At 58.7% G+C, this 24,615-nt stretch carries 25 protein-coding genes; 16 read left to right on the forward strand and 9 right to left on the reverse strand.

Going from position 1 to position 24,615, the window contains the following annotated elements; translation table 11 throughout:
- Positions 1-14: 14 nt before the first annotated feature.
- Complete coding sequence (locus J122_RS14855) at positions 15-788, reverse strand: NRDE family protein (RefSeq protein WP_061333023.1); 774 nt, start codon at positions 786-788, stop codon at positions 15-17.
- 99 nt (positions 789-887) lie between these two features.
- Between J122_RS14855 and J122_RS14860 the strand changes: the two genes are divergently transcribed.
- From J122_RS14860 to J122_RS14875, 4 genes are all read left to right on the forward strand, one after another.
- Positions 888-1,685: a sulfite exporter TauE/SafE family protein gene (locus J122_RS14860; RefSeq protein WP_061333024.1), complete on the forward strand. Its 798-nt coding sequence runs from the start codon at positions 888-890 to the stop codon at positions 1,683-1,685.
- Positions 1,686-1,695: 10 nt separating this feature from the next.
- Positions 1,696-2,484 (forward strand): prolipoprotein diacylglyceryl transferase, encoded by a 789-nt coding sequence (lgt, locus tag J122_RS14865; RefSeq protein WP_061333025.1) that lies wholly within the window; start codon positions 1,696-1,698, stop codon positions 2,482-2,484.
- Positions 2,481-3,320, forward strand: coding sequence for a thymidylate synthase (locus J122_RS14870; RefSeq protein WP_061333026.1), 840 nt, complete (start codon positions 2,481-2,483; stop codon positions 3,318-3,320). Before lgt ends, J122_RS14870 begins: the two co-directional genes overlap by 4 nt.
- Before the next feature lie 351 nt (positions 3,321-3,671).
- Positions 3,672-4,187, forward strand: a complete 516-nt coding sequence (locus J122_RS14875; protein ID WP_061333027.1) for a dihydrofolate reductase — start codon at positions 3,672-3,674, stop codon at positions 4,185-4,187.
- A gap of 20 nt (positions 4,188-4,207) precedes the next feature.
- Here the strand turns inward: J122_RS14875 and J122_RS14880 are convergent, their stop codons facing one another.
- Positions 4,208-5,731, reverse strand: a complete 1,524-nt coding sequence (locus J122_RS14880; protein WP_061333028.1) for a DEAD/DEAH box helicase — start codon at positions 5,729-5,731, stop codon at positions 4,208-4,210.
- Between the two features lie 197 nt (positions 5,732-5,928).
- On the opposite strand from J122_RS14880, the gene J122_RS14885 reads away from it, so the two are divergent.
- A complete protein-coding gene (locus J122_RS14885; protein WP_061333029.1) occupies positions 5,929-6,717 on the forward strand; it encodes an acyl-CoA thioesterase in 789 nt (262 codons plus the stop codon).
- Between the two features lie 12 nt (positions 6,718-6,729).
- Here the strand turns inward: J122_RS14885 and J122_RS14890 are convergent, their stop codons facing one another.
- The 3 genes from J122_RS14890 to J122_RS14900 all read right to left on the reverse strand — a co-directional run bounded on the left by J122_RS14890 (position 6,730) and on the right by J122_RS14900 (position 8,448).
- Positions 6,730-7,629 (reverse strand): haloalkane dehalogenase, encoded by a 900-nt coding sequence (locus tag J122_RS14890; protein WP_061333030.1) that lies wholly within the window; start codon positions 7,627-7,629, stop codon positions 6,730-6,732.
- A gap of 122 nt (positions 7,630-7,751) precedes the next feature.
- Entirely contained in the window at positions 7,752-8,000 is a 249-nt protein-coding gene (locus J122_RS14895; RefSeq protein WP_058090983.1) for a hypothetical protein, read from the reverse strand.
- 97 nt (positions 8,001-8,097) lie between these two features.
- Complete coding sequence (locus J122_RS14900; protein WP_061333031.1) at positions 8,098-8,448, reverse strand: hypothetical protein; 351 nt, start codon at positions 8,446-8,448, stop codon at positions 8,098-8,100.
- A gap of 137 nt (positions 8,449-8,585) precedes the next feature.
- On the opposite strand from J122_RS14900, the gene J122_RS14905 reads away from it, so the two are divergent.
- Both J122_RS14905 and J122_RS14910 read left to right on the forward strand, forming a co-directional pair.
- Entirely contained in the window at positions 8,586-9,677 is a 1,092-nt protein-coding gene (locus J122_RS14905; RefSeq protein ID WP_061333032.1) for an AI-2E family transporter, read from the forward strand.
- 102 nt (positions 9,678-9,779) lie between these two features.
- Positions 9,780-10,178 (forward strand): peptidoglycan-binding domain-containing protein, encoded by a 399-nt coding sequence (locus J122_RS14910; RefSeq protein ID WP_061333033.1) that lies wholly within the window; start codon positions 9,780-9,782, stop codon positions 10,176-10,178.
- 69 nt (positions 10,179-10,247) lie between these two features.
- Here J122_RS14910 and ilvD read toward each other — a convergent pair whose 3' ends face one another.
- Complete coding sequence (ilvD, locus tag J122_RS14915) at positions 10,248-12,083, reverse strand: dihydroxy-acid dehydratase (RefSeq protein ID WP_058090979.1); 1,836 nt, start codon at positions 12,081-12,083, stop codon at positions 10,248-10,250.
- 151 nt (positions 12,084-12,234) lie between these two features.
- On the opposite strand from ilvD, the gene J122_RS14920 reads away from it, so the two are divergent.
- Both J122_RS14920 and J122_RS14925 read left to right on the forward strand, forming a co-directional pair.
- Complete coding sequence (locus J122_RS14920) at positions 12,235-13,488, forward strand: HDOD domain-containing protein (protein WP_058090978.1); 1,254 nt, start codon at positions 12,235-12,237, stop codon at positions 13,486-13,488.
- Positions 13,489-13,533: 45 nt separating this feature from the next.
- Entirely contained in the window at positions 13,534-14,112 is a 579-nt protein-coding gene (locus J122_RS14925) for an LON peptidase substrate-binding domain-containing protein (protein WP_058091021.1), read from the forward strand.
- On the opposite strand, the gene J122_RS14930 is transcribed toward J122_RS14925, so the two are convergent.
- The 3 genes from J122_RS14930 to J122_RS14940 are packed head-to-tail and all read right to left on the reverse strand — an operon-like array spanning position 14,109 to position 17,574.
- Positions 14,109-15,566: a bifunctional DedA family/phosphatase PAP2 family protein gene (locus J122_RS14930; protein ID WP_058090977.1), complete on the reverse strand. Its 1,458-nt coding sequence runs from the start codon at positions 15,564-15,566 to the stop codon at positions 14,109-14,111. The genes J122_RS14925 and J122_RS14930 overlap by 4 nt on opposite strands.
- On the reverse strand, positions 15,563-16,561 hold the full coding sequence (locus J122_RS14935; protein WP_058090976.1) for a GGDEF domain-containing protein: 999 nt from the start codon (positions 16,559-16,561) through the stop codon (positions 15,563-15,565). Before J122_RS14935 ends, J122_RS14930 begins: the two co-directional genes overlap by 4 nt.
- Positions 16,558-17,574, reverse strand: a complete 1,017-nt coding sequence (locus tag J122_RS14940) for a GGDEF domain-containing protein (RefSeq protein ID WP_058090975.1) — start codon at positions 17,572-17,574, stop codon at positions 16,558-16,560. Before J122_RS14940 ends, J122_RS14935 begins: the two co-directional genes overlap by 4 nt.
- A 137-nt stretch (positions 17,575-17,711) precedes the next feature.
- Between J122_RS14940 and J122_RS14945 the strand changes: the two genes are divergently transcribed.
- The 7 genes from J122_RS14945 (at position 17,712) to J122_RS14975 (ending at position 24,581) form a co-directional block, all read left to right on the forward strand.
- Entirely contained in the window at positions 17,712-18,968 is a 1,257-nt protein-coding gene (locus tag J122_RS14945; RefSeq protein ID WP_058090974.1) for a glutamate-5-semialdehyde dehydrogenase, read from the forward strand.
- Positions 18,969-18,972: 4 nt separating this feature from the next.
- Positions 18,973-19,623 (forward strand): nicotinate-nucleotide adenylyltransferase, encoded by a 651-nt coding sequence (gene nadD, locus J122_RS14950; protein WP_058090973.1) that lies wholly within the window; start codon positions 18,973-18,975, stop codon positions 19,621-19,623.
- Positions 19,624-19,693: 70 nt separating this feature from the next.
- Positions 19,694-20,044 (forward strand): ribosome silencing factor, encoded by a 351-nt coding sequence (rsfS, locus tag J122_RS14955; protein WP_058090972.1) that lies wholly within the window; start codon positions 19,694-19,696, stop codon positions 20,042-20,044.
- 2 nt (positions 20,045-20,046) lie between these two features.
- Positions 20,047-20,517, forward strand: coding sequence for a 23S rRNA (pseudouridine(1915)-N(3))-methyltransferase RlmH (rlmH, locus tag J122_RS14960; protein WP_058090971.1), 471 nt, complete (start codon positions 20,047-20,049; stop codon positions 20,515-20,517).
- Between the two features lie 8 nt (positions 20,518-20,525).
- Positions 20,526-22,421 carry a penicillin-binding protein 2 gene (mrdA, locus tag J122_RS14965; RefSeq protein ID WP_058090970.1) on the forward strand — a complete coding sequence of 632 codons (1,896 nt, stop codon included), beginning with the start codon at positions 20,526-20,528 and terminating at the stop codon, positions 22,419-22,421.
- Entirely contained in the window at positions 22,421-23,563 is a 1,143-nt protein-coding gene (gene rodA, locus J122_RS14970) for a rod shape-determining protein RodA (RefSeq protein ID WP_058090969.1), read from the forward strand. The genes mrdA and rodA overlap by 1 nt, the downstream gene beginning before the upstream one ends.
- Positions 23,564-23,678: 115 nt before the next feature.
- Positions 23,679-24,581: a septal ring lytic transglycosylase RlpA family protein gene (locus tag J122_RS14975; protein WP_058090968.1), complete on the forward strand. Its 903-nt coding sequence runs from the start codon at positions 23,679-23,681 to the stop codon at positions 24,579-24,581.
- Positions 24,582-24,615 lie beyond the last annotated feature (34 nt).

Consider the following 24,615-nt stretch of genomic DNA (forward strand, 5'->3'; position numbering starts at 1 on the left):
TCAGAGTCCATGAGCTATCGCTGCCAGGCGAATTGGCGTTTTTCCAGAGTTGTGGCATTCGGTCCCCAGGATTGCTCGGTGACTGACACCTGGCCCTGTCGGGACAAGGTAATAACCGTGGTTGCTCGGGTTCCGTAGTGGTCGCCGACGATGAATGGTGAAGACAGAAATCGCTCGGTTTCCATGCCAACGCCGGTATCCGGAAGGCTCCGGTCTGGCGCTGGCGTGGTGTCTTGTAAGAGTGACAGTAGCTGTTTATGCAGCGGCGCCGGGTCTTGGCGCGCTTGTTCCACGCAATGGCCAACGGCCTTGCGTAGCCTCAGCAGTTTTGGCCAGGGGGTCTGCAGCAGGTGGTTGCTCAGGCCATAAACGCCCCGGAATACCTGCCGGCCCGGGTGGGCGTCCCGATTGCTGTAATACCAGCCTCCAAGACCGGTCAGCTTCACCAGATTGAACCCTGCATAGCGCCCGGGCTCTGCATCCAGTGAGGATTGCAGTTCACGGGTTGAGAGTCTCAGTGCGTTTAAGGGCAGTTCGCCACGGCTTTGGCGGCCAGCCTCGGGGCTTCCTTCCCGTACATTGGTAACGGCTGTTACCGTGCCGTCGGTATTGACCGCCAACCAGGTGCCGCCGGATTCCAGGTCCTGTCCGGCCAGAATCTGCTGGCCGCTGTTATCCTGCCACCAGTCCATGGCGGCGGTGGGGCGCCGGAAGAACTCGTCCCGGTTGGCTGCCACCACCAGGGGAAATTCCGGGCTTTGTCCGATGGCGAAAGCAATGAGGCACATGGTCGATGGCAATCCTTTAATTGAATTGGGAGGCTGCAGCGTTTGGCAACAATGCGTATCATACCAGCCTGATTTATTCCCGGGATTAAGCAAACAAACATGACCCTGATCGGTATATTCATTCTGTATCTGGCACTAGGTGCACTGGCAGGCACCATGGCAGGCCTGTTCGGAATCGGCGGTGGCCTGGTTATCGTTCCGGTGCTGATTTTCACTTTTGGCTTCCAGGGGTTCAGTGCCGAGATTGCCGCTCACCTCGCTATTGGTACTTCTCTGGCCACGATTGTCTTTACGTCCATCAGTTCCATCCGCACCCACCATATCCATGGGGCTGTCCGGTGGGAACTGGTGCGGCCCATGACGGTCGGAATCATCGTCGGGGCGTTGGCCGGGGCGTGGACGGCATCGCTGCTGAGTGGCCCGATGCTGAAAACCATCATTGGCGCCTTTGCGATTCTGGTCGCGCTGAAAATGCTGCTGGAAGCAAACCCGAAGCCCGGTCGGGATGTGCCTGGTAACGCCGGGCTCGGGGTGGCCGGTGGGTTTGTGGGCTGGGCATCTGCCATCTTCGGAATTGGTGGTGGCACACTCTCCGTGCCTTACCTCACCTGGTGTAACGTACGCATGCAACAAGCTGTCGCCACGTCCGCGGCTTGCGGCTTGCCGATTGCCTTGGCTGGTGCTGCTGGCAACATCTGGACCGGCTGGCAGAACCCGCAGCTGCCCGATTTCAGTATTGGGTTTATCTATTTGCCGGCGTTGGTCGGTATTGTTGCCACCAGTGTCTTTTTTGCCCGTTTCGGAGCAAAGCTGGCGCACAAGCTGGATGGCCGCCTGTTGAAGAAGATATTTGCCGTTGTGCTGATCCTCGTCGGCCTCCGATTCCTGCTGAGTTGAGAGCGTATTCATGTTGCAACACCCGCAGATTGACCCGGTGGCCATCGCCATCGGCCCCCTGAAAATCCACTGGTATGGCCTGACCTACCTGGTTGGCTTCGCCGCCGGCTGGTGGCTTGGCCGCCTGCGTAGTCGCAAACCCTGGTCCCCCCTGAATGAAGAGCAAGTAGGTGACCTGCTGTTTTACATGGCCCTGGGGGTCATTCTTGGTGGCCGTTTCGGGTATGTGGTGTTTTATAACTTCGATGCCTTCCTGGCCGACCCGTTATGGTTGTTGCGGGTTTGGGAAGGGGGGATGTCATTCCATGGCGGCCTGCTGGGCGTCATGCTGGCGATGTGGTGGTTCGGGCGTAAAACGTCGGCCGGGTTCTGGAGCATCGCCGATTTTGTGGCGCCGCTGGTGCCGGTGGGCCTGGGTGCGGGCCGCATCGGCAACTTCATCAATGGGGAGCTCTGGGGCAAACCTACGGACGTGTCCTGGGGTATGGTGTTCCGCACCGCCCCCGACAGCCTGGCCAGGCACCCCTCCCAGATCTATCAGTTTGCCTTGGAAGGCGTGGTACTGTTCGCCATTCTGTGGTGGTTCTCCTCCCGGCCCCGCCCGAAAATGGCCGTCTCTGGCCTGTTTCTGGCCTGCTATGGCAGCTTCCGATTCTTTACCGAATTCTTCCGCCAGCCCGACCCTCAACTGGGTTACCTGGCCTTCGACTGGCTGACCATGGGGCAGGTGCTGTCGTTGCCCATGGTCATTGCTGGCGCTGCCCTGATTGTTATTGCTTACCGGAGAAACGCTGCATGAAAGCTTACCTCGACCTGATGCAAGACGTTGTCGACAACGGATTCGACAAGGGCGACCGCACCGGGGTTGGCACCCGCTCCGTGTTCGGCCGGCAAATGCGCTTTAACCTGCAGGAAGGCTTCCCGCTGGTGACCACCAAGAAAGTCCACCTGCGCAGCATCATTTACGAATTGTTATGGTTCCTGAAAGGCTCCACCGACAACAACTGGCTGGCGGAACGAAAGGTCAGCATCTGGAATGAATGGGCACTCGATAATGGCGACCTGGGGCCAATTTATGGCAAGCAGTGGCGCAGCTGGCAGTGCCACGACGGCCGGGTGATCGACCAGATCAGCGAGGTTATCGAGCAAATCCGAACCAAGCCCAACTCCCGGCGCCTGATCGTCTCCGCCTGGAACCCGGCGGAACTTCCGGACGAGTCGGTCAGTCCGCAGGAGAACGTGCGGGAAGGGCGCATGGCGCTGGCGCCCTGCCACTGTCTGTTCCAGTTCTATGTGGCGGACGGCAAGCTGTCTTGCCAGCTTTACCAGCGCAGCGCGGATCTGTTTCTGGGGGTGCCCTTTAACATTGCGTCTTACGCTTTGTTGACCCACATGATTGCCCAGCAGTGTGATCTGGATGTTGGCGAGTTTGTGCACACGTTTGGGGACTGTCACTTGTACAGTAATCACCTGACCGACGATATCGTGTTCGAGCAGCTAAAGCGCGAGCCCCGTGCGTTGCCCAGGCTGGTCATCAAGCGCAAGCCGGAATCCATCTTCGACTACGAGCTGGAAGATTTCGAATTCGAAGGCTATGACCCTTACCCGGTGATTAAGGCTCCGATAGCGATCTGACTGTTAGTCTGGCGGTGTTTCCTTGAGACGGGCCCGCGAGTATAAGGGCTGCTGGCAAGCGGGTGGGGCTTTCCGAAAAGCGCCTCTAGACGTCCCTGTGCGGCTTCGGCTCCGCCATCCCTGGCTCCGCAGATTTTCGGAAAGCCCCACCCGCTTGCCAGCGATCACGCTGCGAGATAGATCGCAGTATGTGAAGTCTTACAGTGAAGTTTGGGTGCGAGGGGCGGGAGCTGGTTTTCAAAACTGTGCGGAGCCAGGGATGGCGGAGCCCAAGCGTCACATGGATGTGCTTGAGCGTGTTTTGAAAACCAGCTCCCGCTCCTCGCTAACTCCAAGTTATGAGGACCAAATATGAGAAAGGCACTGATCGTTGCGATGTCCCGGAACCGCGTCATTGGGCGGGACAATAAGCTCCCCTGGTATCTGCCTGGCGACCTGCGTTACTTCAAGCAAGCCACTATGGGTAAGCCGATCATCATGGGGCGGAAAACCTGGGATTCCATTGGCAGGCCACTGCCGGGACGGATGAACGTGGTGATTTCCCGAAACCCGGCATGGGAAGCGCCGGCCGGCACGGTCGCGGCGGCATCATTGAATGACGCGTTAGTCAGAGCAGAAGCCCAGGCGGAACTGGAGGGCGGTGATGAGGTAATGATCATCGGCGGTGGCCAGATCTACGCCGAGGCGCTGCCCATGGTCGACCGGATGTACATCACACAGGTGCACGCCGAGGTAGATGGCGACGCTTACTTTCCGGAAGTGAACTGGGATGACTGGGAAGAAATCGGACGCGAAGATTTCTCCGCGTCTGATCATAATCCATACGACTACAGTTTCGTCGTCTACCAGCGTAGCCGGTCAGCCTGACCGGCTAGCGGTTCTGGCCTTCAGCGCGGGGCGCGCTTGGGGCCATTGGCAGAGGGCTTGCCGCCCTTGCCAGCAGGCTTGCCCTTGGGTGGTCCCTTGCGGAAGCCGGGCTTGCCATCTTTGCTGAATTTCTTGCCAGGAGCGCCTTTACGGAAGCCACCTTTGCCGGGAGGCGGGCCTTTGCGGTCGCGACGGGGCGCTGCGGACACTTCCGGCAGGGCTTCGGGCTGCTCCAGCGGCAGTGAATCCGGCTGGGAGGCTTCAAGCAAGCAGGCCAGGGCGCCAGCAACGGCCGCCATGTCCATGTCATTGCGCTCGGCAATGTCGTCCAGCAGGGCAATGGCCTTGGCAGATCGGGGATCGTTGGTGAAGCCCAGCAGTTGCTCTTCAAACTGCTCTACTCGCATTTTCTGCAGCGCAGCCGGTGACGGCAGCTGGTACGGTTCCATCGGAGAGTTGGTGGCCCGCTCCAGGGTGCGCAGCCAGCTGCGCTCGCGCGGTGTGACCAGCAAAATCGCCTTGCCGGTGCGGCCCGCACGGCCGGTGCGGCCAACCCGGTGGATGTACGCCTCGGTGTCGTAGGGCACGTCGTAGTTGATCACGTGGGTAATCCGGGGTACGTCCAGGCCACGGGCAGCAACGTCGGTGGCGATGATGATGTCTTTCTTGCCACGCTTGAGGTCTTCTACGGTCTGTTCACGCTGGCGCTGGTTGAGGTCGCCGCTCAGGGGCGCCACCGCATGGCCACGGGCTGACAGTTTTTCAGCCAGCAGGGTAGTTTCTGCCTTGGTGCGAACGAAGATAATGGAGGCGTCGAACGGCTCCACTTCCAGGATGCGGGTCAGAGCATCCAGTTTGCGCTCGGCGTAGACCGGCAACACAAACTGGGAGATACGCTCAACGGTGCGGGTTTCGCTTTCAATGCGCACTTCCGTGGCGTTCTTCAGATAGGTTTGGGCAACCTTTTTGATCTGCGGCGGCATGGTGGCCGAGAACAGGGCGCGCTGACAGGTGTCCGGAGTTTTCGCCAGAATGGCTTCTACGTCGTCGATAAAGCCCATGCGCAGCATTTCGTCTGCTTCATCCAGCACCAGTGCCTTCAGGCTGCCCAGCTTCAGGGTGCCTTTGCGCAGGTGGTCCAGCATCCGACCTGGCGTACCCACGATGACCTGGGCGCCACGCTTCAGGCCGCGGATCTGTGGTGCAAAGTCCTGGCCGCCGTAAATCGGCAGAACGTGGAAGTGTTTGAACTTGCTGGCGTAGGTGGTGAACGCCTCGGCCACCTGAATGGCCAGCTCCCGGGTAGGAGCAAGCACCAGAATCTGGGGCTCGGCAACGCTGGCATCAATACGGCTCAGCAGCGGAAGTGCAAACGCGGCCGTTTTGCCAGTACCGGTCTGGGCAACACCCAGTAGGTGATTGCCGGCCAGCAAGGCTGGAATGGATTGCGCCTGGATGGGCGACGGAGTTTCATAGCCAACTGCGGAGACGGCTTCCAGTACTGCTGGATCCAGCCCCAGTTCGGCAAAAGACAATTCTGACATGAATGTACTCGGTATTCGGAGGGTATCGCATTACAAATGCAATGCATGATTTTGAAATATTATAGTCGGTTTGGGCAGTCTTTAACATGACTATTGCCGGTAATAGGGTAGGTAGTTGCCGGGGAAGCCGCTTGCCAGCCTCGGTCAACTGCGGCAGTCTTGGTTGTTTGCAGGCTAATTAACAGGAATGGAAGAGTATGACGTTCGATGAGCTTCTGAATTCGGTGCGCGAGGGCCGAGACGTTGTGATCCCGGCCAGTTGGGGGCAGGGACGGGCTACCTTCGGTGGGCTGGTAGCGGCACTGGCATTCGATGTAATGGCGTCGAAAGTTGCCCCTGGCAGGGCCATGCGGGCGATGCAGGTGTCGTTTGTCGGGCCGGTGGAACCGGATGTGCCTGCGGTGTTTGAGGCAGAGCTGTTGCGTGAGGGCAAGGCGGTCTCTCAGGTACAGGGGCGAATTCTGCAAAACGGTGAGACCAGGCTGGCCTGCCTGGCGAGTTTTGGTGGTGACCGGGAGTCGTCGGTTCAGGTAGCGCCATCGCCTGCCCCGGAGGCTGTTCCGGTAGACCAATGCCAGGCGTTGCCATACATTCCCGGAGTTACCCCGGAATTTACCCAGCATATCGACATGCGTTGGGCGTTCGGCAACATGCCGTTTTCCGGCAAGGGTGGTCGTGAGATGGGGGGCTGGATGCAGTTCCGGGAAACGCCCTCTGCTCTGACGGACGCGCACATTGTGGCGTTGGTGGATGCCTGGCCGCCTGCGTTATTGCCGCACTTGAAAGGTCCTGCACCGGCCAGTTCCCTGAGCTGGGCGTTGGAGATTGTGCACCCGCGGCCGACCATGAAGCCGGGAGAGTGGCTGCTCTACAGGGCCACGATTGATCAGGCAGGTGCCGGTTACGGCCATACCCATGCCGGCATCTGGACTGAGAGCGGCGAACTGGTGGCGCTGAGCCGCCAGACAGTGACCGTTTTTGGTTGAATGGGTGGGGGCTCAGGCCGCCATTTCAGCTTTCAGGGCGTCCAGTATGACCCGGGCAAACTCTCTGGGGGAGTCCTCCTGCAGGAAATGGCCACCGCGCAGGGTAATGTGGGGCTGTCCTAGTGCCCCGGGAATGCGTCTTTGCATGTGACGATCACCTCCCCGGGTGATCGGATCGCCATTGCTGAAGCAGGTGATGAAGGGCTTGCGCCATTTCTCCAGGATCCGCCAGGCCTCACGGTTGGCGGCGCTGGCTGGATCATCCGGTGAAACCGGAACCAGGCCCGGAAAGGCGCGGGCACCCGCTTTGAATGCCGCGCTCGGAAAGGGTGCCTCGTATGCCGCCATCTCACCCGGGCTCAGAGCCCTTTCGGTACCCAGCTGTATGATGCGGGCCACGGGAAACCAGGGGCTGTGGCTGGCAAACGCTTTCCAGGCGCGGAACACTGCAGGCACCGGCGAGTCTCCGGTAGGCAGCATGCCGTTACCGACAATGATCCGGCTGAAACGTCTGTGGTGTTCGGCGGCCAGTCTCAGGCCAAGCAGTGATCCCCAATTCTGACACACCAGGGTGATGTTGGTGAGGTTCAGGTCTTCCAGCCAGCGGGCCAGCCAGCTCATATGGCTACTGTAGCTGTAATCGGTCACATTGGCTGGTTTGTCGGATTTTCCGAAGCCGATCAGATCCGGTGCCAGTACCCTGTAACCTGCTTCTGCGACCATGGGGATCATGTGCCGGTAAAGGTAGGACCAGGAGGGCTCGCCATGCAGCATGACCACCGGTGCTCCATTGGTCGGACCTTGATCGACGAAGTGCATGCGCAGGCCTGGCTCAACGTCCAGATAATTTGCTTGGAAGGGATAATCCGGAAGGCCTGCGAAGCGGGCTTCGTCGGTTCTCAGAATACGCATGCCATCGACTGTCCTGACTGATTGGTTGCGTGATTGTCTTTACGGCAATCGTCGGAAATCAGGATAAATCAGATGGAAATTTTGTGTGTTTGAGTTGCGTAACAGTGCGTTGCCGGTTTGAATCAGGACGCGATATCAAACAGGCGTTCAGGGTTGTCAATCCGGGCCAAAGCATCGTCACAACAATTGACGGCGCCACAGTCGTCGGCCGAGCACAGGCCGATGGTATGGCAATGGATGTCCTGATGGCCGTCGCCCTGGTTTCTGAAAATCCTGGCTCTGGAAAGAATGGAACGGCAATGGCCGCACAACAGTGTCGGCACGGCACTGCCTTCAGCCAGGATGGCGGTGTAATGGGTAGTATTTGTCATAATAATCCTCCTGATCCATAGAACATAAGGACAAAATGTGACAGTTCAAAGTCGCCACAGTGATCCTGCATTGGTTCGGGTTCAGCAGTTATACGTATCAGGCGTCAGGATCGACCACGGGGCGACGGTTTGAGCGTTTGTCCTCCCAGTCCAGGTCTTTCGGGTCGTACCAGCCGAGTTTGTCCATGACTCGGTGCCGGGTATACTCGGACAGGGTTGGCCACAGTTCCTGGAAGTCTTCCAGCCCTCTGTCCCGTTGCCTCTGCTGTTTGCTCTGCAAGCGGTTGATGATGCGCGGAAGATGTAGGGCTTCACCCAGTTGACCAGGCACCAGAACCTCCTGCCCCATCACCTTGCGGCGGTGCATACGCGAAGCCAGAACCTTCTGGAGTTCTGTCGCGGCCTCAAGGGCTGTTTCAACGGTAAAAGCGTCTGAATCCAACAACATGACCTGTTAATTGGCTGATCGATAACCTGATACTATATCGTGAAGGTGGCTATAGTGGCCACGCTATCGTGTTAGTCTGTTTTTTCGTGAAACGTTCCATCCGGTATGGGCACCGTTCGCTTCAGGGTATAGGGATTATGTACGCAAAACTTGAGACACGGACTTTTCTGGCGATGCTGGTGGGCGTTTCCATCGCCTTCGCGTTGTTGATGAAACCATTTTTCGGGCCAATATTCTGGGCCATCGCCATTGCCCTGATCTTTTACCCGGTCAACCAGTGGCTGACCCGCCGGCTGGGCCACCGGCCTAACATCAATGCGATAATTACCCTGCTGGTTTGTATTGTTATCGTGGTGATTCCGGTTCTGGGGCTGGGCGCGGCCCTGATTACCGAAGGCATGGGGCTATACCAGAAGATCCAGAGCGGTGAGATCCGTCCTGGTGAATACATTGACCAGGTCAACCGGTCGTTCCCTGCCATTCAGGCATTTCTGGGCCAGTTTGATATCAGTTTCGGTGAATTGCGGGATCGCGTGGTCAGTGCGTTTGTTGGTGGCAGCCAGTTCCTTGCCAAGCAGGCGCTGGGCATCGGCCAGAACACTTTCCAGTTTTTCCTCGGCCTGGCGCTTATGGTGTATCTGGCGTTTTTCCTGATTCGGGATGGCCAGCAACTGGTAGAGCTGCTGATCAAGGCATTGCCCCTGGGTGATGAGCGAGAGCGCCTGCTGTTTGCCAAGTTTGCCGAAGTTACCCGGGCAACGGTCAAGGGCAATTTGCTGATTGCCATCATTCAGGGTGCCCTGGGTGGCGTGATTTTCTGGATTCTGGGGATCTCCGGTGCGCTCCTGTGGGGGGTGGTGATGGCCATTTTCTCCCTGCTACCGGCCGTTGGCGCTGCCATTGTGTGGATTCCGGCGGCGGTCTACCTGGCTGCCATCGGTGACGTGGTGCCAGCGGTCATTCTGACGGTCTACGGTATGGTGGTAATTGGCCTGGCCGATAACCTGTTACGGCCAATCCTGGTGGGGCGGGATACCAAGATGCCCGACTACCTGGTTTTGCTGTCGACCTTGGGCGGGCTTGTCATGTTCGGCATTAACGGGTTTGTGATGGGCCCGCTGGTGGCGGCTCTGTTCATGGCGTTCTGGGGTATCTTTATCCGGGAATTTGGCAACGAAAGCACCGGGAATATGCCGAAACGTGCGACAGGTTCGGCAGAGGACGACTGATCTGTGTTAGGGTCTGTGGGTCGCCCGGGCTTGTGGAGATGGGCGCCACATAATAATAAATAGACCGATATCCCTGAGGTATCAGGAGCAGATCAGGTGTCAATGACGAATCCTTTCAGCCATCGCATACGAATGGCGGCTATGGCCGCCGGAACTATCGCCTTCCTGGGATTAACATCCCCGGCCTATGCCAACGACGTCGTCGCCCTCAAGCATGCTTTGTACGGTGCCGGTTACGATATAGAAAACGTTAACCCGGAACTGGACAGTAATACCCGAGCCGAACTGGAAAAGTTCCAGCGTGACCAGGGGCTTGAGGTAACCGGTTCGCTGGATGAGGCAACCGAGCGCGCCCTGGGTATGACCGCTGTGCAGCCGGTGGCCAGCGCCGCGGGCCAGGCCGGAGCTGGAGCTGCGCCGGCGGCAGAGGAGAGTGCCGCTGCCGCGACCGAGCCGGAGCCCGAAGAGGAAGAAGAGAAGAGCGGCTGGTCACTGTGGTGACCGGACGATAGCCACAAAAAAGCCCGCCAGGCATCCGTCAGGCGGGCTTTTTTGTTAGTGCGTGGGGGCCTAGTCCAGTTTGGACAGGTCCCGCACAGCACCTTTGTCGGCACTGGTCGCCAGCAGCGCGTAAGCCTTGAGTGCCGCCGAGACTTTGCGGTCGCGGGCGAGTTCGGGCTTCCAGCCTCTGGCGTCACGGTCTTTGCGACGTTTGTCCAGTTCTTCGTTGCTGACCTGCAGATTGATGCTGCGCTCCGGGATGTTGATCAGGATGGTGTCACCATTCTCGATCAGGCCGATGGCACCGCCGGCGGCGGCTTCTGGTGACGCGTGCCCGATGGATAATCCGGAAGTGCCACCTGAGAAGCGGCCGTCCGTCAGCAGGGCGCATTCCTTGCCGAGGCCCTTGGATTTCAGGTAACTGGTGGGGTACAGCATTTCCTGCATGCCTGGGCCACCACGGGGGCCTTCGTAGCGGATAATGACGACTTCGCCGGGTTTGACTTCGTCGCTCAGAATGCCGGCAACCGCCGCGTCCTGGCTTTCAAAGACCCTGGCTTTACCCTCGAACACGTAGATGCTCTCATCCACGCCCGCTGTTTTTACCACGCAGCCGTCCTGGGCAATGTTGCCGAACAGAACCGCCAGGCCACCCTCGGATGAGTAGGCATTTTCAACGGACCGGATGCAGCCGTTTTCACGGTCGCCGTCCAGGCTGGGCCAACGGGTGCTCTGGCTGAAGGCAGTCTGGGTGGGAATGCCCGCCGGGCCGGCCTTGTAGAACTCAACCACCTCAGCGGTGGGAGAACGCATGATGTCCCATACTTCCAGGGCATCTCTCATGGTTTTACTGTGTACCGTTGGCAAATCGACGTTGATCAGCCCGCCACGTTCCAGTTCACCCATGATGCCCATGATGCCGCCGGCCCGGTGTACATCTTCCATATGGTATTTCGGGGAGTTGGGAGCCACCTTGCACAGCTGAGGTACTTTCCGCGACAGCTGGTCAATTTCGGCCAGCGTAAACTCAACACCGCCTTCCTGGGCCGCCGCCAGCAGGTGCAGAATCGTGTTGGTGGAGCCGCCCATGGCAATGTCCATGACCATCGCATTCTCGAACGCGGAGAACGACGCAATGCTGCGTGGCAGCACGCTGGCATCGTTCTGCTCGTAATAGCGCTTGGTATTCTCCACAATTTGACGACCGGCGTTCAGGAACAGCTGTTCACGGTCGGCGTGGGTGGCCAGCATGGAACCGTTACCGGGCAGCGCCAGGCCAATGGCTTCGGTGAGGCAGTTCATGGAGTTGGCAGTGAACATGCCGGAGCAGGAACCGCAGGTAGGACAGGCGCTACGCTCGTATTCTTCGACCATTTCATCGGTGGCAGTCGGGTCGGCTGCGATCACCATGGCGTCCACCAGGTCCAGTTTGTGCTCGGACAACTTGGTTTTGCCGGCCTCCATTGGGCCACCGGAGACGAAGATTGTCGGAATGTTCAGGCGCATGGCGGCCATCAACATGCCAGGGGTGATCTTGTCGCAGTTGGAAATGCAAACCAGCGCGTCGGCACAGTGGGCGTTAACCATGTACTCGACAGAATCGGCAATAATTTCCCGGGAGGGCAGGGAGTAAAGCATGCCGTCATGGCCCATGGCGATGCCATCATCCACCGCTATGGTGTTGAACTCTTTGGCAACGCCGCCAGCCGATTCGATCTCACGGCAGACCAGTTGTCCGAGGTCTTTCAAGTGAACGTGGCCAGGCACAAACTGGGTGAAGGAGTTGGCAACGGCGATGATGGGCTTGCCAAAGTCTTCATTTTTCATGCCGGTGGCGCGCCAGAGCGCCCGGGCGCCGGCCATGTTGCGGCCAGCGGTTGATGTATGAGAACGGTACTGGGGCATGGTGTGCTGCTGTCTCCCTGGTTATCTGGTTGTACTTGAGCACAAAGGATACCAGATTAAACGCTGGTCGCATGGCTGTTTTGCCAGTGCGTGTTTACAATACGTAACAAGTAACGGGATATTTTGACCAGAATTTCGAGGGAGTCTGTCTATGGGTGGCCAGGAAAGCCTGCAGCTGCGTCGTCTCAAGGATTTCCAGCCATTGGGGCGGTTGACGGACGATCAATTGGTGTTGTTGGCCAGCCGGGCTGAACGCCGGACCCATGGGCCCGGCCAACGGGTGATGGAGCGGGGCGTTCGCGACGGCCTGGACTTTTTCCTGATATCCGGAAAGGTAGAGCTCGAGTCTGTGGACGGCCGTAAAACGGTGATTGAGGCTGAAACGGAAAAGGCACTCAACCCCATCGCCCGGTTGCAGCCCAGGATGTACGACGTTACTGCGGTCAAGCCCTGCGAGTTTCTGGTCATTGAGCAGGAGGTTCTGAATCAGATGCTGAGATCGGCGCCGGTTGCCCAGGTGGAAATGGATTCCGGGGATGGCGGCGCCGATGAAAGTGAAGAGCATCACCTGCTGATGGAGTTTTACGCCGAACTTCGTTCCAATCAGCTCAAATTGCCCAGTGTGCCGGATGTGGCCTGGAAAGTGCGCCGGGTGGTGGACCGTGAAGACTCCACCGCGCTCGATGTAGCCAAGGCGGTCTCAGCCGACCCCGCCATGGCGGCAAAGTTGGTGCGGTCCTGCAACAGTCCGTTATACCGGGGGTTCAGTGATGTCCGGAACGTGCGGGAGGCGGTGGTTCGTTTGGGTATGCGAACCACCCGGCAATTGGTAACCGTATTTGCCATGCGCGAGGTGTTCAAGACTCGTCGGGCCTCGCTGCAGAAGGAAATGGAACAGCTTTGGCGGCATTCCCGGGAGGTGGCGGCCCTGTGTTGGGTGCTGGCGGATCACGCCACCCGGATTGACCCGGAAGAGGCCCTGCTGGCGGGCTTGCTGCACGATATTGGCATCGTTCCGGTCCTGGTGCAGGCCGAGCACCATGTGAACCTGTTTGCCGATGAAAAGAACCTTCAGCACGCCATGTCGGAGTTGCGGGCCGATGTAGGGTGTGCGGTTCTGGAGAACTGGCAGTTTCCGAAAGCGTTTATCGAGTCCGCCCGCCATGCAGAAGACTGGAGCTATGAGTGTCGGGAGTCTGCACCCCAGCTGGTTGACGTTGTGATCGTGGCGCAGTTGCATTCCATGATCGGATCCAGTCAGAATGCCGGCTTGCCCGCTTTTGACCAGGTGCCAGCCTGGCGCCGCCTGGGGGAACTGGATCTCAATGCCTCCCGGAGCCTGCAACTTTTGAGTGAGGCCCGTGAACGGGTAGATGAGGTGCAAAAGCTCCTGTCCATCCGATAACTACTGCCTGATGACGGAGTCTGCCCTGCAGTGAATGACACCATTATGAATGTTCCCCTGTTTCCGTTGAATTCAATTGTTTTGCCCAAGGGGCGCATTCCCCTCCAGCTGTTTGAGCCCCGCTACATCGACATGCTCTCCCGGTGTATGAAAGAAGACCGTGGGTTTGTGGTGATCTTGCTCCGTGAGGGCGGTGAAACCGCCCGGCAGGCGGCGTTCTACGATATCGGAACCTACGTGCGGATTATCGATTTCCAGCAATTGGACAGCGGGCTGCTCGGGATTACTGTGGAAGGTGAGTTGAAAGTGTCTGTTGTTCGCAGTTGGCAGCAGGAAGACGGCTTGAACCTGGGGGACGTGGAGTGCCTGATCGCAGAAGCCGAAAGCGAGGTTCCGGAGCGTTACCATGAACTGCCTTCCGTGCTGAGGGCGTTGTTCCGCCACCCGGTCGTCAAGGATCTGGGTATGGATGTGGACTACGAGGATGCCCGGGACGTAGGCTGGCGGCTAACGGAGCTGCTGCCCCTGGACAAGCAGGAAAAACAGCGGCTGGCAGAACTGCAGGATCCCCTCGAACGGCTGCAACGGCTTCAGGAATTGCTTGAGGCGCTGGAGCAGAATTAGTTCGGTGGCAAGGGCGAATAGGCCAGGCTGGCGGTGTCCCACTGGGTGATGAGGTACCCTGCGGCGAATGCCAGCCAGAGCATCACCGCCGCCCAGGTCAGGGCATCCGGCCAGATGGGTACCCGGTCGTAGCGACTGTAACTGGCCCGAATGGCGCCGGTAATGGCCATCCCCAGTAACACTCCTCCCAGTACATCGGTAAACCAGTGTACCCCCAGGTAGAGCCTGCTCAGGGCAATGGGCACCAGAGGCAAGGACAGCAATACATAGGTTTGCCAGCGTTGTCGCGTTCTGTTTTCGCCAGCGATGAAGCTGGCGGCCATGGTGACCAACACCGTTGCCCCTGCAGTATGGCCGCTGGGAAAAGCGCCTGAGGCCGGTGGCCTAAGCACCTGATCCGGGCGATCTACCATCAGGCCGGTTTTGACCAGCCATACGCAGGCAAAGCAGAGAGTCGCCGCCAGGGCAATGTGCAGGGCAGCGGCGTAATACCCCCTGAACGACAGAACTGCCACGGCCAGTACGGCCGCGCTGATCAGTACCGGAGGGTCGCCCATGAGCGTGGCGGCGATCACCGGAATATCCAGCAGCGGTTGTCGCAGCACTTCAAACCAGGCAACGACCAAGTGGTTCAGCTCGTTGATCCGCCGGCTGTAAGTAACCAACTGGGTCAGGATCACAAACATCGCCAGCGACCCGGTAGCCAGAACAATCGATGGCAGGGGGAATTCGCCTTTGCGGGCAGGCCGTTCGTTGGTGTAAAGCCGCCAGAACCGATGCGTGGTGTCGTAACGGGCCATAAACGACTCCAGCCAGCGGTAGGGCCTGCTGCCCTCGCCAACGCCAAGCCGGAACTGAAGAACCACCACATATAAAGCCACCAGCACCGCTGCGCTGATGCCAATAATCGGGTAGAAATGAGGTGGTGGTTCTATTTCGCTGGCGAGGGCGCTGCCGACGGCATAGCCCGGCAGCACATAGACCAGGGCCCAGCCGACCGCAGAAATCAGGTTGAAGGTAAGAAACCGGCGCCATGACATGTGCAGCGCACCGGCAATCAGCGGGATGACCGGGCGGATAGGGCCAATAAAACGCCCGGCAATCACACTTTTGCCGCCGTGGGCATTAAAAAAAGACTCGCCCCGGGTGATTAGCTCCGGGTAACGGCTGAAGGGCCAGACCGAATGCAGCCGCCCCCTGAAGAAACGGCCCACGGTAAAACTGATGAGGTCACCGAAAACCGCTCCCATGCCTGCCCAGGCCAGGGCTTCGGACAGGGGCATGCCGGATTTTCCTGCCAGTGCGGCAAAACCAAACAGCATGGCAACGCCGGGTACAACAATGCCGGCAATAGCCAGGGACTCCACCATGGCGGTTGCAAAGAGTGCCAGTATCAGCCAGCCGGGGTTGTCTGCTACCCAGGCTGCGGCACCAGCCAGCCAGCTTTCAATCATATGTCGACGGACTCTCCCGGGCTGAACCAGGCCGAATCCATACCCCGTTGACGAGCCTGATGCATTGCCTGATTGGCCCGGTTACGGAGTGAGACCGTACTGGTATCGCCGTTGCCGCGAGTGGTGCAGCCCAAGCTGACAGAGAGCCTGCCAATACCGCTCCACTCCCTTTCGCCAATGCTTCTTCGAATCCGCTCGGCGATGACGCGTACGCCCTCCTCTGGTGTGAAGGGGAGGATCAGGAAAAACTCCGAGTCGTTCAGGGTGTACAGGCTGTCGCCCGCCCGAATAACGCCAAACAGATGCTCGGTGACCGATTTAAACAGGTTCTGCAGCCCTGCTTTCCCGTGCAGGTCCCTTATTTCGTCCGTGTAATCAAAACTCAGGTTGATCACTGACAAGGGGTGGCCAGTGGCAATCGCTCTGCTGATTTCCTTTTGCAGGGTTTCGTCCAGAAACCGTGAGTTGTGGGCGCCGGTGACCGGGTCGGTAATAGCCAGATCTTCTGCGGATTGGGCGATGTGATCGTAGTGCCAGATGTACAGGGCGCCCACTGCAAGTGTCAGGATCAGGCCCATGGAGGTCATCAGTGCGTAGGCGGCGGAATTGCCGAACCACACAGCGCCAATCACCGGTACCAGGAGCAATGCCGACAGGCTCAATCCCTGGCGCAGCGGCAGAACCAGAAGATTCAGGATCAGGAGCGGCATCGCCCAGTGAGTTACTCCGGGGCTGTCCAGAACCAGAATGGCGGCCACCAGGCCTGCGTTGAGACCGGCCAGAATCAGCAGGTGCCCTGGGGCCGATAGCTGCTGGCGGCGACACACGAAGGTGTAGATCAGCCCGGCCAGCAACAGGCAGGTCATCGCCAGGGCGAGATAGAATAACTCGTAAAAGCCGTAGCGCAGGTTCTGCAGTGCCAGCGAGAAAATGAACAGGGCCGCCAGTCCGTAGCCGAAGCTGTGAGTCCAGGTTCTGAGTCGTGTTTCTGTCATCGCGCGTCACCTTCGGTGCCGGTGGGGCTCGGGACATCCGGGTGCAGCCAGTTGCTGTAGGCCTGGGTGCGGTTGCCCCCCTGTTGCTGCGCCCGGCGTAGCGCGTTGGCGGCACTGTGTTGCAGGCTGTCGGCGTCGTCGCCGATGTTCAGGCCGGCAATGCCGGTGCTGACGGTCAGTTTCATGCCGTGGGATGCCAGCAGCTTGCACAGGCCGTTGCGGATTTTCTCGGCGCTGGCGGTGGCACCCGCGGTATTGATACCCGGTAGGATAACCAGAAACTGCAGGTCGGCTACCCGGTAGTAAGTGTCAAAATCCCGAAGCTGGGAATGCAGGTAACGGCCAATTCTGGGCAGGATGGCGCGAATGTCTTCGTCCGGATCATTGTCGCTCAGGTGGGTGTCCAGCCCGATCATCATCACAGACATGTCGGTGCCCTCACGCTCGCTGCGCTGGATTTCCTTGTGCAGGTCGGCAGACAGGTACTCCCGGCTGGCGGCCTGGGTGAGTTCGTCGGTTCGCCTCAGTGGTGCCAGCTGCCGGGCCTTGTATTCTCGCAGGAAGATCAGCAGCGTGGAGAGCAGCGTTGACAGCACAAAGGCACTGATCATCTGGTGGCGGTCGGGAAGAGTCACGGCCCATTGGGTGGAAACCAGTATGGCAAAGGTCAGGAGCGCAGTGATCAGGGCTGCAATATAGGTTGGCATCAGAGCAAAAGTCACCAGCGGTAATGCATAGAGCCAGTGGCTGAGCGCCCAGGGGCCCTGCCAGAGTGCGACCAGTAACAGGATTGCCAGGATTGAATAGCTGGCTGTTTTGAAGTGTTTCCAGGGCCGGGCATGGTGGCTGGTGAAGCGTGGATTGCTGGCCAGGCTGATGCCCGCCGCCGCGGCGGCGCAAGCCGCCAGCAGGAATTCGCCCAGCATTATGCCGGCCGCGCTGGTGAGCGCAAGGGCAACAAAACCGGCTCTTGAGAGCCGGCCTGGCAGGAACTTTTCGGCCGACTGGGGCATGTTATCTATCCTTTGCTGGCGCATCCATTTGAATCTGTGCAGCGCTATAATAGTCGTTTGGGATGCGGACTTGAAACGGGAAAGGTAAAGTAGCGTTCCAGTTCCGGAATCAGTATGCAAAATATAAAGGTAATCCGATGGATGTAGCAGCCTACATGGCAGAACTCGGTCAACAGGCTCGGGCCGCCGCCCGGGAAGTGGCCCGTTCAACCACCGCCGTTCGCAATCAGGCACTGCTGGCAACCGCCAGGGCGTTGAGCGCTGCCCGCACCGAGCTGGTGCGGGCCAACCATAAGGATCTTGAAAATGGCCGGGCGAATGGTCTGGATGATGCCATGCTTGACCGCCTGGAGCTTACTGAGGCCCGCATTGACACCATGATTGAAGGGCTGAAGCAGGTGGCAGGCTTGCCAGATCCTGTGGGTGAAATTACCGACATGACCTACAGGCCGTCCGGCATTCAGGTTGGCAAGATGCGGGTGCCTCTGGGGGTGATTGGCATTATCTACGAATCCCGCCCCAACGTGACGGTTGAAGCAGCCAGCCTGTGCCTGAAGTCGGGTAATGCTACCATTCTGCGCGGAGGTTCTGAGGCTATTCATTCCAATCAGGCCATCGCTGCCTGCCTGGCGACCGGGCTGGCTGAAGCCGGTTTGCCTGAAACGGCAGTACAGGTGGTGGCGACTACCGACCGGGCTGCAGTAGGTGAACTCATTACCATGCCCCAGTATGTGGATGTGATCGTGCCGCGGGGCGGCAAAGGCCTGATTGAACGAATCAGCCGTGACGCCCGGGTGCCGGTCATCAAGCACCTGGATGGTGTTTGCCATGTCTACATTGACAGCCACGCGGACCCGGAAAAGGCGCTAAAGGTCGCCGTCAATGCCAAGACCCACCGTTACGGAACCTGCAACACCATGGAAACCCTGCTGGTGGATGAGGAAATTGCCGACGACCTCTTGCCTCTGCTGGCTCAGGAGTTGTTCGCCAAAGGGGTTGAGCTGCGTGGCTGTGAACGCACCCGGGCGGTCCTGCCCGATGTGATCGCGGCCACGGAAGAGGATTGGCACGCGGAGTACCTTGCGCCGATTCTTGCGGTGCGGGTTGTTGCCGGGCTGGATGCCGCCATAGATCACATCAACCGCTACAGCTCTCAGCACACCGAGAGCATCATTACCGAAAACTATACCCGTGCCCGCCGGTTCCTGACCGAAGTGGACTCCAGTTCGGTGATGGTGAACGCCTCTACTCGTTTCGCTGACGGATTTGAATACGGCCTGGGTGCGGAGATCGGTATCTCGACCGACAAGCTCCATGCCCGTGGACCGGTAGGTCTGGAAGGGTTGACGTCACAGAAATATGTGGTGTTTGGCGACGGCCACATCCGGGCATGATGTCATGCACGTGATCTACGGCGGCACCTTTGATCCGATCCATCATGGGCACCTACGCCTTGCGCTGGAGATAGCCGATGCCCTGTCGGTGACAAAGGTGCATCTGGTGCCCTGCCATATTCCACCGCATCGGGGCAGCACCGGCGCCAGCTCCGAACAGCGGCTGGAGTTGATCCGAATGGCCATTGAAGACGAGCCCCGCTTGCGGGTGGATGACCGCGAACTGCGCCGGGCTGGGGCCTCCTATACGGCCGACACCCTGCGTCAGTTGCGCCAGGAGCTGGGGCCGGATGAACCTCTGGTAATGGTGGTGGGCACCGATGCCTTTGCCGCTTTTGATCGCTGGCGTGAATGGGCCGACATGCCGGGTCTGGCGCACATTGTGGTTGTGAAGCGCCCTGGTGCGGATTTGCCCGTTGGTAGTGAGGCGGCTCGCCTGGTGCGTGAACGCCGGGCGGACGGCCCTGAGGCTTTAAGTTCAGCGCCTTGCGGGGCGGTACTGGAGCTGGATCCGCCCCTGCTGGATATCTCTGCAACGGGTATCCGGCAGCGCATCGCAGACGGGCGCTCTCCCAGGTATCTGACCCCGGATTCTGTATGGCAGAGAATCCAGGCGCTCGGCCTTTACGGTGCGTGCCCCGCCGGGAACTTTTAATGGTACAATTGCGTCTGAATATCACTTATCGGGCGGTCATCCTGGCCAGAGCCCGGAAAACAGGGTAATTATGCAGGCAGAACAACTGAAAGATCTGGTCGTAACCGCACTTGAAGATATCAAGGCACAGGACGTCAGTGTGATTGATGTCCGTGATCGAACCAGTGTTACCGACTTTATGGTTCTTGCATCCGGCACCTCAAGCCGTCACGTAAAATCCCTGGCAGACTCCGTCGTATCTGAAGCCAAAGATCAGGGCGTCAGAGCAAACAACGTTGAAGGCGAGGGTGGCAGCGACTGGATTCTGGTGGATCTGGGAGACGTGGTCGTGCATGTCATGATGCCTGCAACCCGCGAATTTTACGACCTGGAACGCTTCTGGCGTGACGCGCCGGACCTGGGTGCGGCGGGTCACGAGTAACCATGAAACTGCGTCTGATCTGTGTGGGGCAGAAGATGTCCGACTGGGTCAGTACGGGGTATAACGATTATGCTCGCCGGATGCCGCCGGAGCTGCCCCTGGAACTGACCGAAATTGCCATGGCTCACCGGGGTAAGAACCCGGACATTCCGCGGCTGATGCAGCGTGAAAGCGATGCCATCCTGGCGTCGGTCGCCCCCCGTGACCGGGTCATCGCCCTGGAAGTGGGCGGCAGGCCCTGGTCCACGGAAAAACTGGCCAGCCACCTGGAGAGCTGGCAACAAGACGGTCAGGATGTTTGTTTTCTGGTAGGCGGCCCCGATGGTCTGGCCGATGCCTGCCGGCAGCGAGCTGACCAGCAGTGGTCTCTGTCGCCGCTTACCCTGCCCCACCCCCTGGTGCGTATTGTGCTCGCCGAGCAGCTCTACCGCGCTTGGTCGATCACCCGTAACCACCCGTATCACCGGGCCTAGGAGTTTCCATGGCCTGGGGCGAATTCAAGGATACTGCAGCGGAGCGCCGGCTGTTCCAGCGCCGTGCCGTGGTCATGCTGGTGTTCGTCCTGCTAATGATGATCGGCCTGCTGGCGCGGATGTACCAGCTACAGATTGTCGAACATGAGATCTACACCACGCTGTCAGACAAAAATCGGGTTCAGGTCCAGTCTGTGCCACCGCCCCGGGGCCTGGTTTACGATCGGAACAATCTGCTGCTGGCAGAGAATCGCCCGGTGTTCAGCCTTACACTGGTGCCAGAGCGCGTGGCGGGTATGGAGGCCACCCTGGCCCGGTTGTCCGAGATTCTGGACATCGCCGAGGAGGACATAGAACGGTTTAAGAGGCGGCTTCGTGAACCCCGCCGGCCCTTCCAGGAAATGCCACTTAGCTACGATCTGGGCGAAGAGGAAATTGCCCGAATGGCGGTGCACCGGCATGAGTTCCCCGGCGTGGAAGTTCGCGCTGAACTGGTTCGATATTACCCCCACAGTGAACTGACGGCCCATGCACTGGGTTTTGTCGGCCGTATCAACCGGGAAGAATTGCAGCGTATTGATCCGGTCAACTACGCCGGCACCAACTACATCGGAAAATCCGGTATCGAGCGGTTCTACGAGCAGGTTTTACACGGAACGGTGGGCTACCAACACGTTGAAACCAACGCTCGGGGTCGTATTTTGCGGGTTTTGGAGCGCGTAAATCCAGTGCCTGGCGAAGACCTGCAGCTGCACCTTGACCTGCGCCTGCAACGTAAGGCTTATCAGCTGCTCGAAGGGCGTCGTGGCGCGATTGTTGCAATAGAACCGGAGACGGGGGGCATCCTGGCGCTGGCCAGCGTGCCGGGCTTTGATGCCAACAAGTTTGTCACCGGGATCAGTGTCGAAGACTACCGCAATCTCAGTACCGACATTGATAAGCCATTGTTCAATCGAGCCCTGCGTGGCCAGTATCCGCCAGGTTCCACGATCAAGCCCATGATGGCTATCGCGGCGCTGGACAGTGGCGTGACCGACCGGGAACGGAAGATCTGGGATCCCGGATACTTTCAGTTGCGTGAAGGTGGCCGGCGCTTCCGAAATTGGAACCGGTCTGGCGATGGCTGGGTAGACCTCAAGTATTCTATGGCCCGATCAAATGATGTTTATTTCTACGAGATAGGCGCCGAAATGGGCGTGGGTGTTATGTCTGAATACCTTGCCCATTTCGGCTTTGGTGAAGATGCTACTCTCGATGTGTCGGGTGCGTTGAACGGTCTTTTACCGACCGCAGATTGGAAGCGGGCGGCCCGGGGAGAACCCTGGTACCCAGGTGATTCCGTGAATATGAGTATTGGGCAGGGGTTCATGCTGGCAACACCCCTGCAGCTGGCAACGGCAACAGCGCTGATTGCCAATCGCGGTATATGGGTTGAACCCCGGCTGCTAAAAGATATTCGCGGTGACCGTTCCCCTGAGGAGTTTTTGCCCGCCGAAACTCACAAACCGTTAAGGTTAAAAAATACCGGCGATTGGGAATATGTTGTTGAGACTATGGAAGAGGTAATGCATGGTCCAAGAGGTACGGCGTTTTCATCTGGCAGGGATGCTAGTTATAGGATAGCGGGGAAAACCGGTACTGCTCAGGTATTCAGCCTTGGAGAAGATGAAGAATATGATGAAGAACAGATAAAAGAGCGCCTGCGAGACCATGCTCTTTTCGTTGGCTTTGCACCCTCTCGTAACCCCAAGATTGTGCTTGCTGTCATTGTTGAAAACGGTGGTGGTGGCAGCTCCACCGCTGCACCGGTTGCCCGGGCTCTGTTTGATGCCTGGCTCGAAGAGTTTCCTGCGGCCGACCAGTCATCGGTGATCAGTCAGGTTGACCAGGAGGGAGGGCTCTGATGGCATTGGGGAGCTTGCTCAATAACCCTGCCGATCACAATCTTGGCCGTTCGCGGGGTTTCTGGTCGGCCATTCACCTTGATCCATTGCTGCTTTTGCTACTGTTGCTGCTCATGGGAGCCGGGCTTTTTGTGCTTTACAGTGGCGCTGACCGGAACATTGAGGTGGTGAAGGCCCAGGGCATTCGGTTTGGTGTGGCGCTGGTGGTGATGTTTGTGTTTGCGCAACTGGACCCAGCCGTTTTCAGGCGCTGGGCTCCGTGGCTTTATGCTGTTGGCATGGTGGGGCTTGTGGCCGTTCTGTTGGTGGGCGTGGGGGCCAAGGGTGCCCAGCGCTGGCTGGCGATTCCCGGATTGCCCAGATTCCAGCCCTCGGAATTCATGAAGTTGGTCGTGCCTATGATGGCCGCCTGGTACCTGTCTCGTCATTTCCTGCCGCCGCGTCTTTCCCACGTTGCCGTCGGGTTGTTCATCGTGTTGATGCCCATGGCCCTGATTGTTCAGCAGCCAGACCTTGGTACTTCACTGCTGGTGGGTATGGCCGGGATATTCGTCGTGTTCTTTGCTGGCATGAGCTGGAAACTGATTTCGGCATTTTTTGCGCTGGTATCGGTGTCTGCGCCGATGATGTGGTTTTTTGTCATGAGGGACTACCAGAAGCAGCGCGTGCTGACCTTGCTTGACCCTCAGAGTGACCCTCTCGGGGCCGGCTGGAACATCATTCAGTCAAAAACCGCGATTGGTTCCGGTGGCGTGGATGGCAAGGGCTGGTTGCAGGGTACCCAATCCCATCTGGAGTTTCTGCCCGAAAGCCACACGGATTTCATCGTGGCGGTGCTGGCGGAGGAATTCGGTTTTATTGGCATGTTGCTGCTGATGACCCTGTACTTCCTGATCATTCTTCGTTGCCTGTATATTGCGGTCACCGCCCAGGATTCATTCAGTCGTCTACTGGCAGGTGCCTTGACCATGACCTTCTTTATCTACGTTTTTGTGAATGTGGGCATGGTCAGTGGATTGCTGCCCGTGGTGGGTGTGCCCCTGCCACTGGTCAGCTATGGTGGCACGTCCGGGGTAACCTTGATGGCAGCGTTCGGGGTGCTGATGTCGATTCATACCCATCGCCGTATGATCTCTGCGTAGCGGGTGTAAGCGATGATGGCTTGCCGGTAATGGTGAATCCTGCCGGGAACCCGTTACAATATTACAGGTCACTAAGGCTGGGTACCGGATGAAGATGCATGGGTTGCCGAACATAATGATCAGGGAACAAAGAACAATGTGGTTGGGGGTGCTGGTAAGCCTGGTTCTTGCGGGTTGCTCCAGTACGCCCAAGTCGACATCTTCAGAGCCGGATCACTCATCACGCTATACGATCAAACAGGATAGAGCTCCTTCCGGGAATTTCGATGTCTCGGGCCTGCAAGATGCGGTTCCTCGCTACGAACAGCCCCGGAATGCCGGCAATATGGCGCAGTACAAGGTGTGGGGTAAAACATACCGGGTGATGGACAGTAACGACGGCTACGTCGTCCGCGGCATCGCCAGCTGGTACGGCGAGAAGTTCCATGGTCACAAAACGTCCAATGGCGAGATATTCGACATGTATTCGATGTCTGCCGCCCACAAGTCCCTGCGCATACCGAGTTATGCCCGGGTGACGAACCTTGAAAACGGCCAGTCGGTGATTGTTCGGGTGAACGATCGCGGGCCGTTTCACGATGACCGGCTGATAGACCTGTCCTATGCGGCGGCCAAGAAACTTGGCTACAAATCCAAGGGTACCGCAAGGGTTGAGGTGGCGGCGATCACCGTTCGCGAAGATGGCTCCATGACGCTGGCCGGCAAACCGTTCAAGCCGGGTGTCGGGGCACCTGCTGTCGCCGCTGCTCCGGTGCCGGGCCAATCGGCGGGCGGGAGCAGTGGGCTGTTTGTTCAGCTCGGCTCGTTCAGCCAGCGCGACCCGGCGGAGGCCTTGCTGGCAAAGGCGCGGGGAGTCATCGAAACCCCGATGCGGGTGCGCGAAGTGACAACAGGCTCTGGCCGCTTCCACCGGGCCCAGATAGGGCCATTCAGTGATGAGTCCGAGGCCCGTCATGCACAGAATTTACTGGAATCCCGGGGCTTTGGTCAGTCTATCGTGCTGACCGACAGCCACTGATTCCTGAAACCCCAGAAGAAAATACACCTTACGA

The organism is Marinobacter excellens LAMA 842 (genome assembly GCF_001574445.1).
GTDB classification, from domain to species: Bacteria; Pseudomonadota; Gammaproteobacteria; order Pseudomonadales; family Oleiphilaceae; genus Marinobacter; species Marinobacter shengliensis.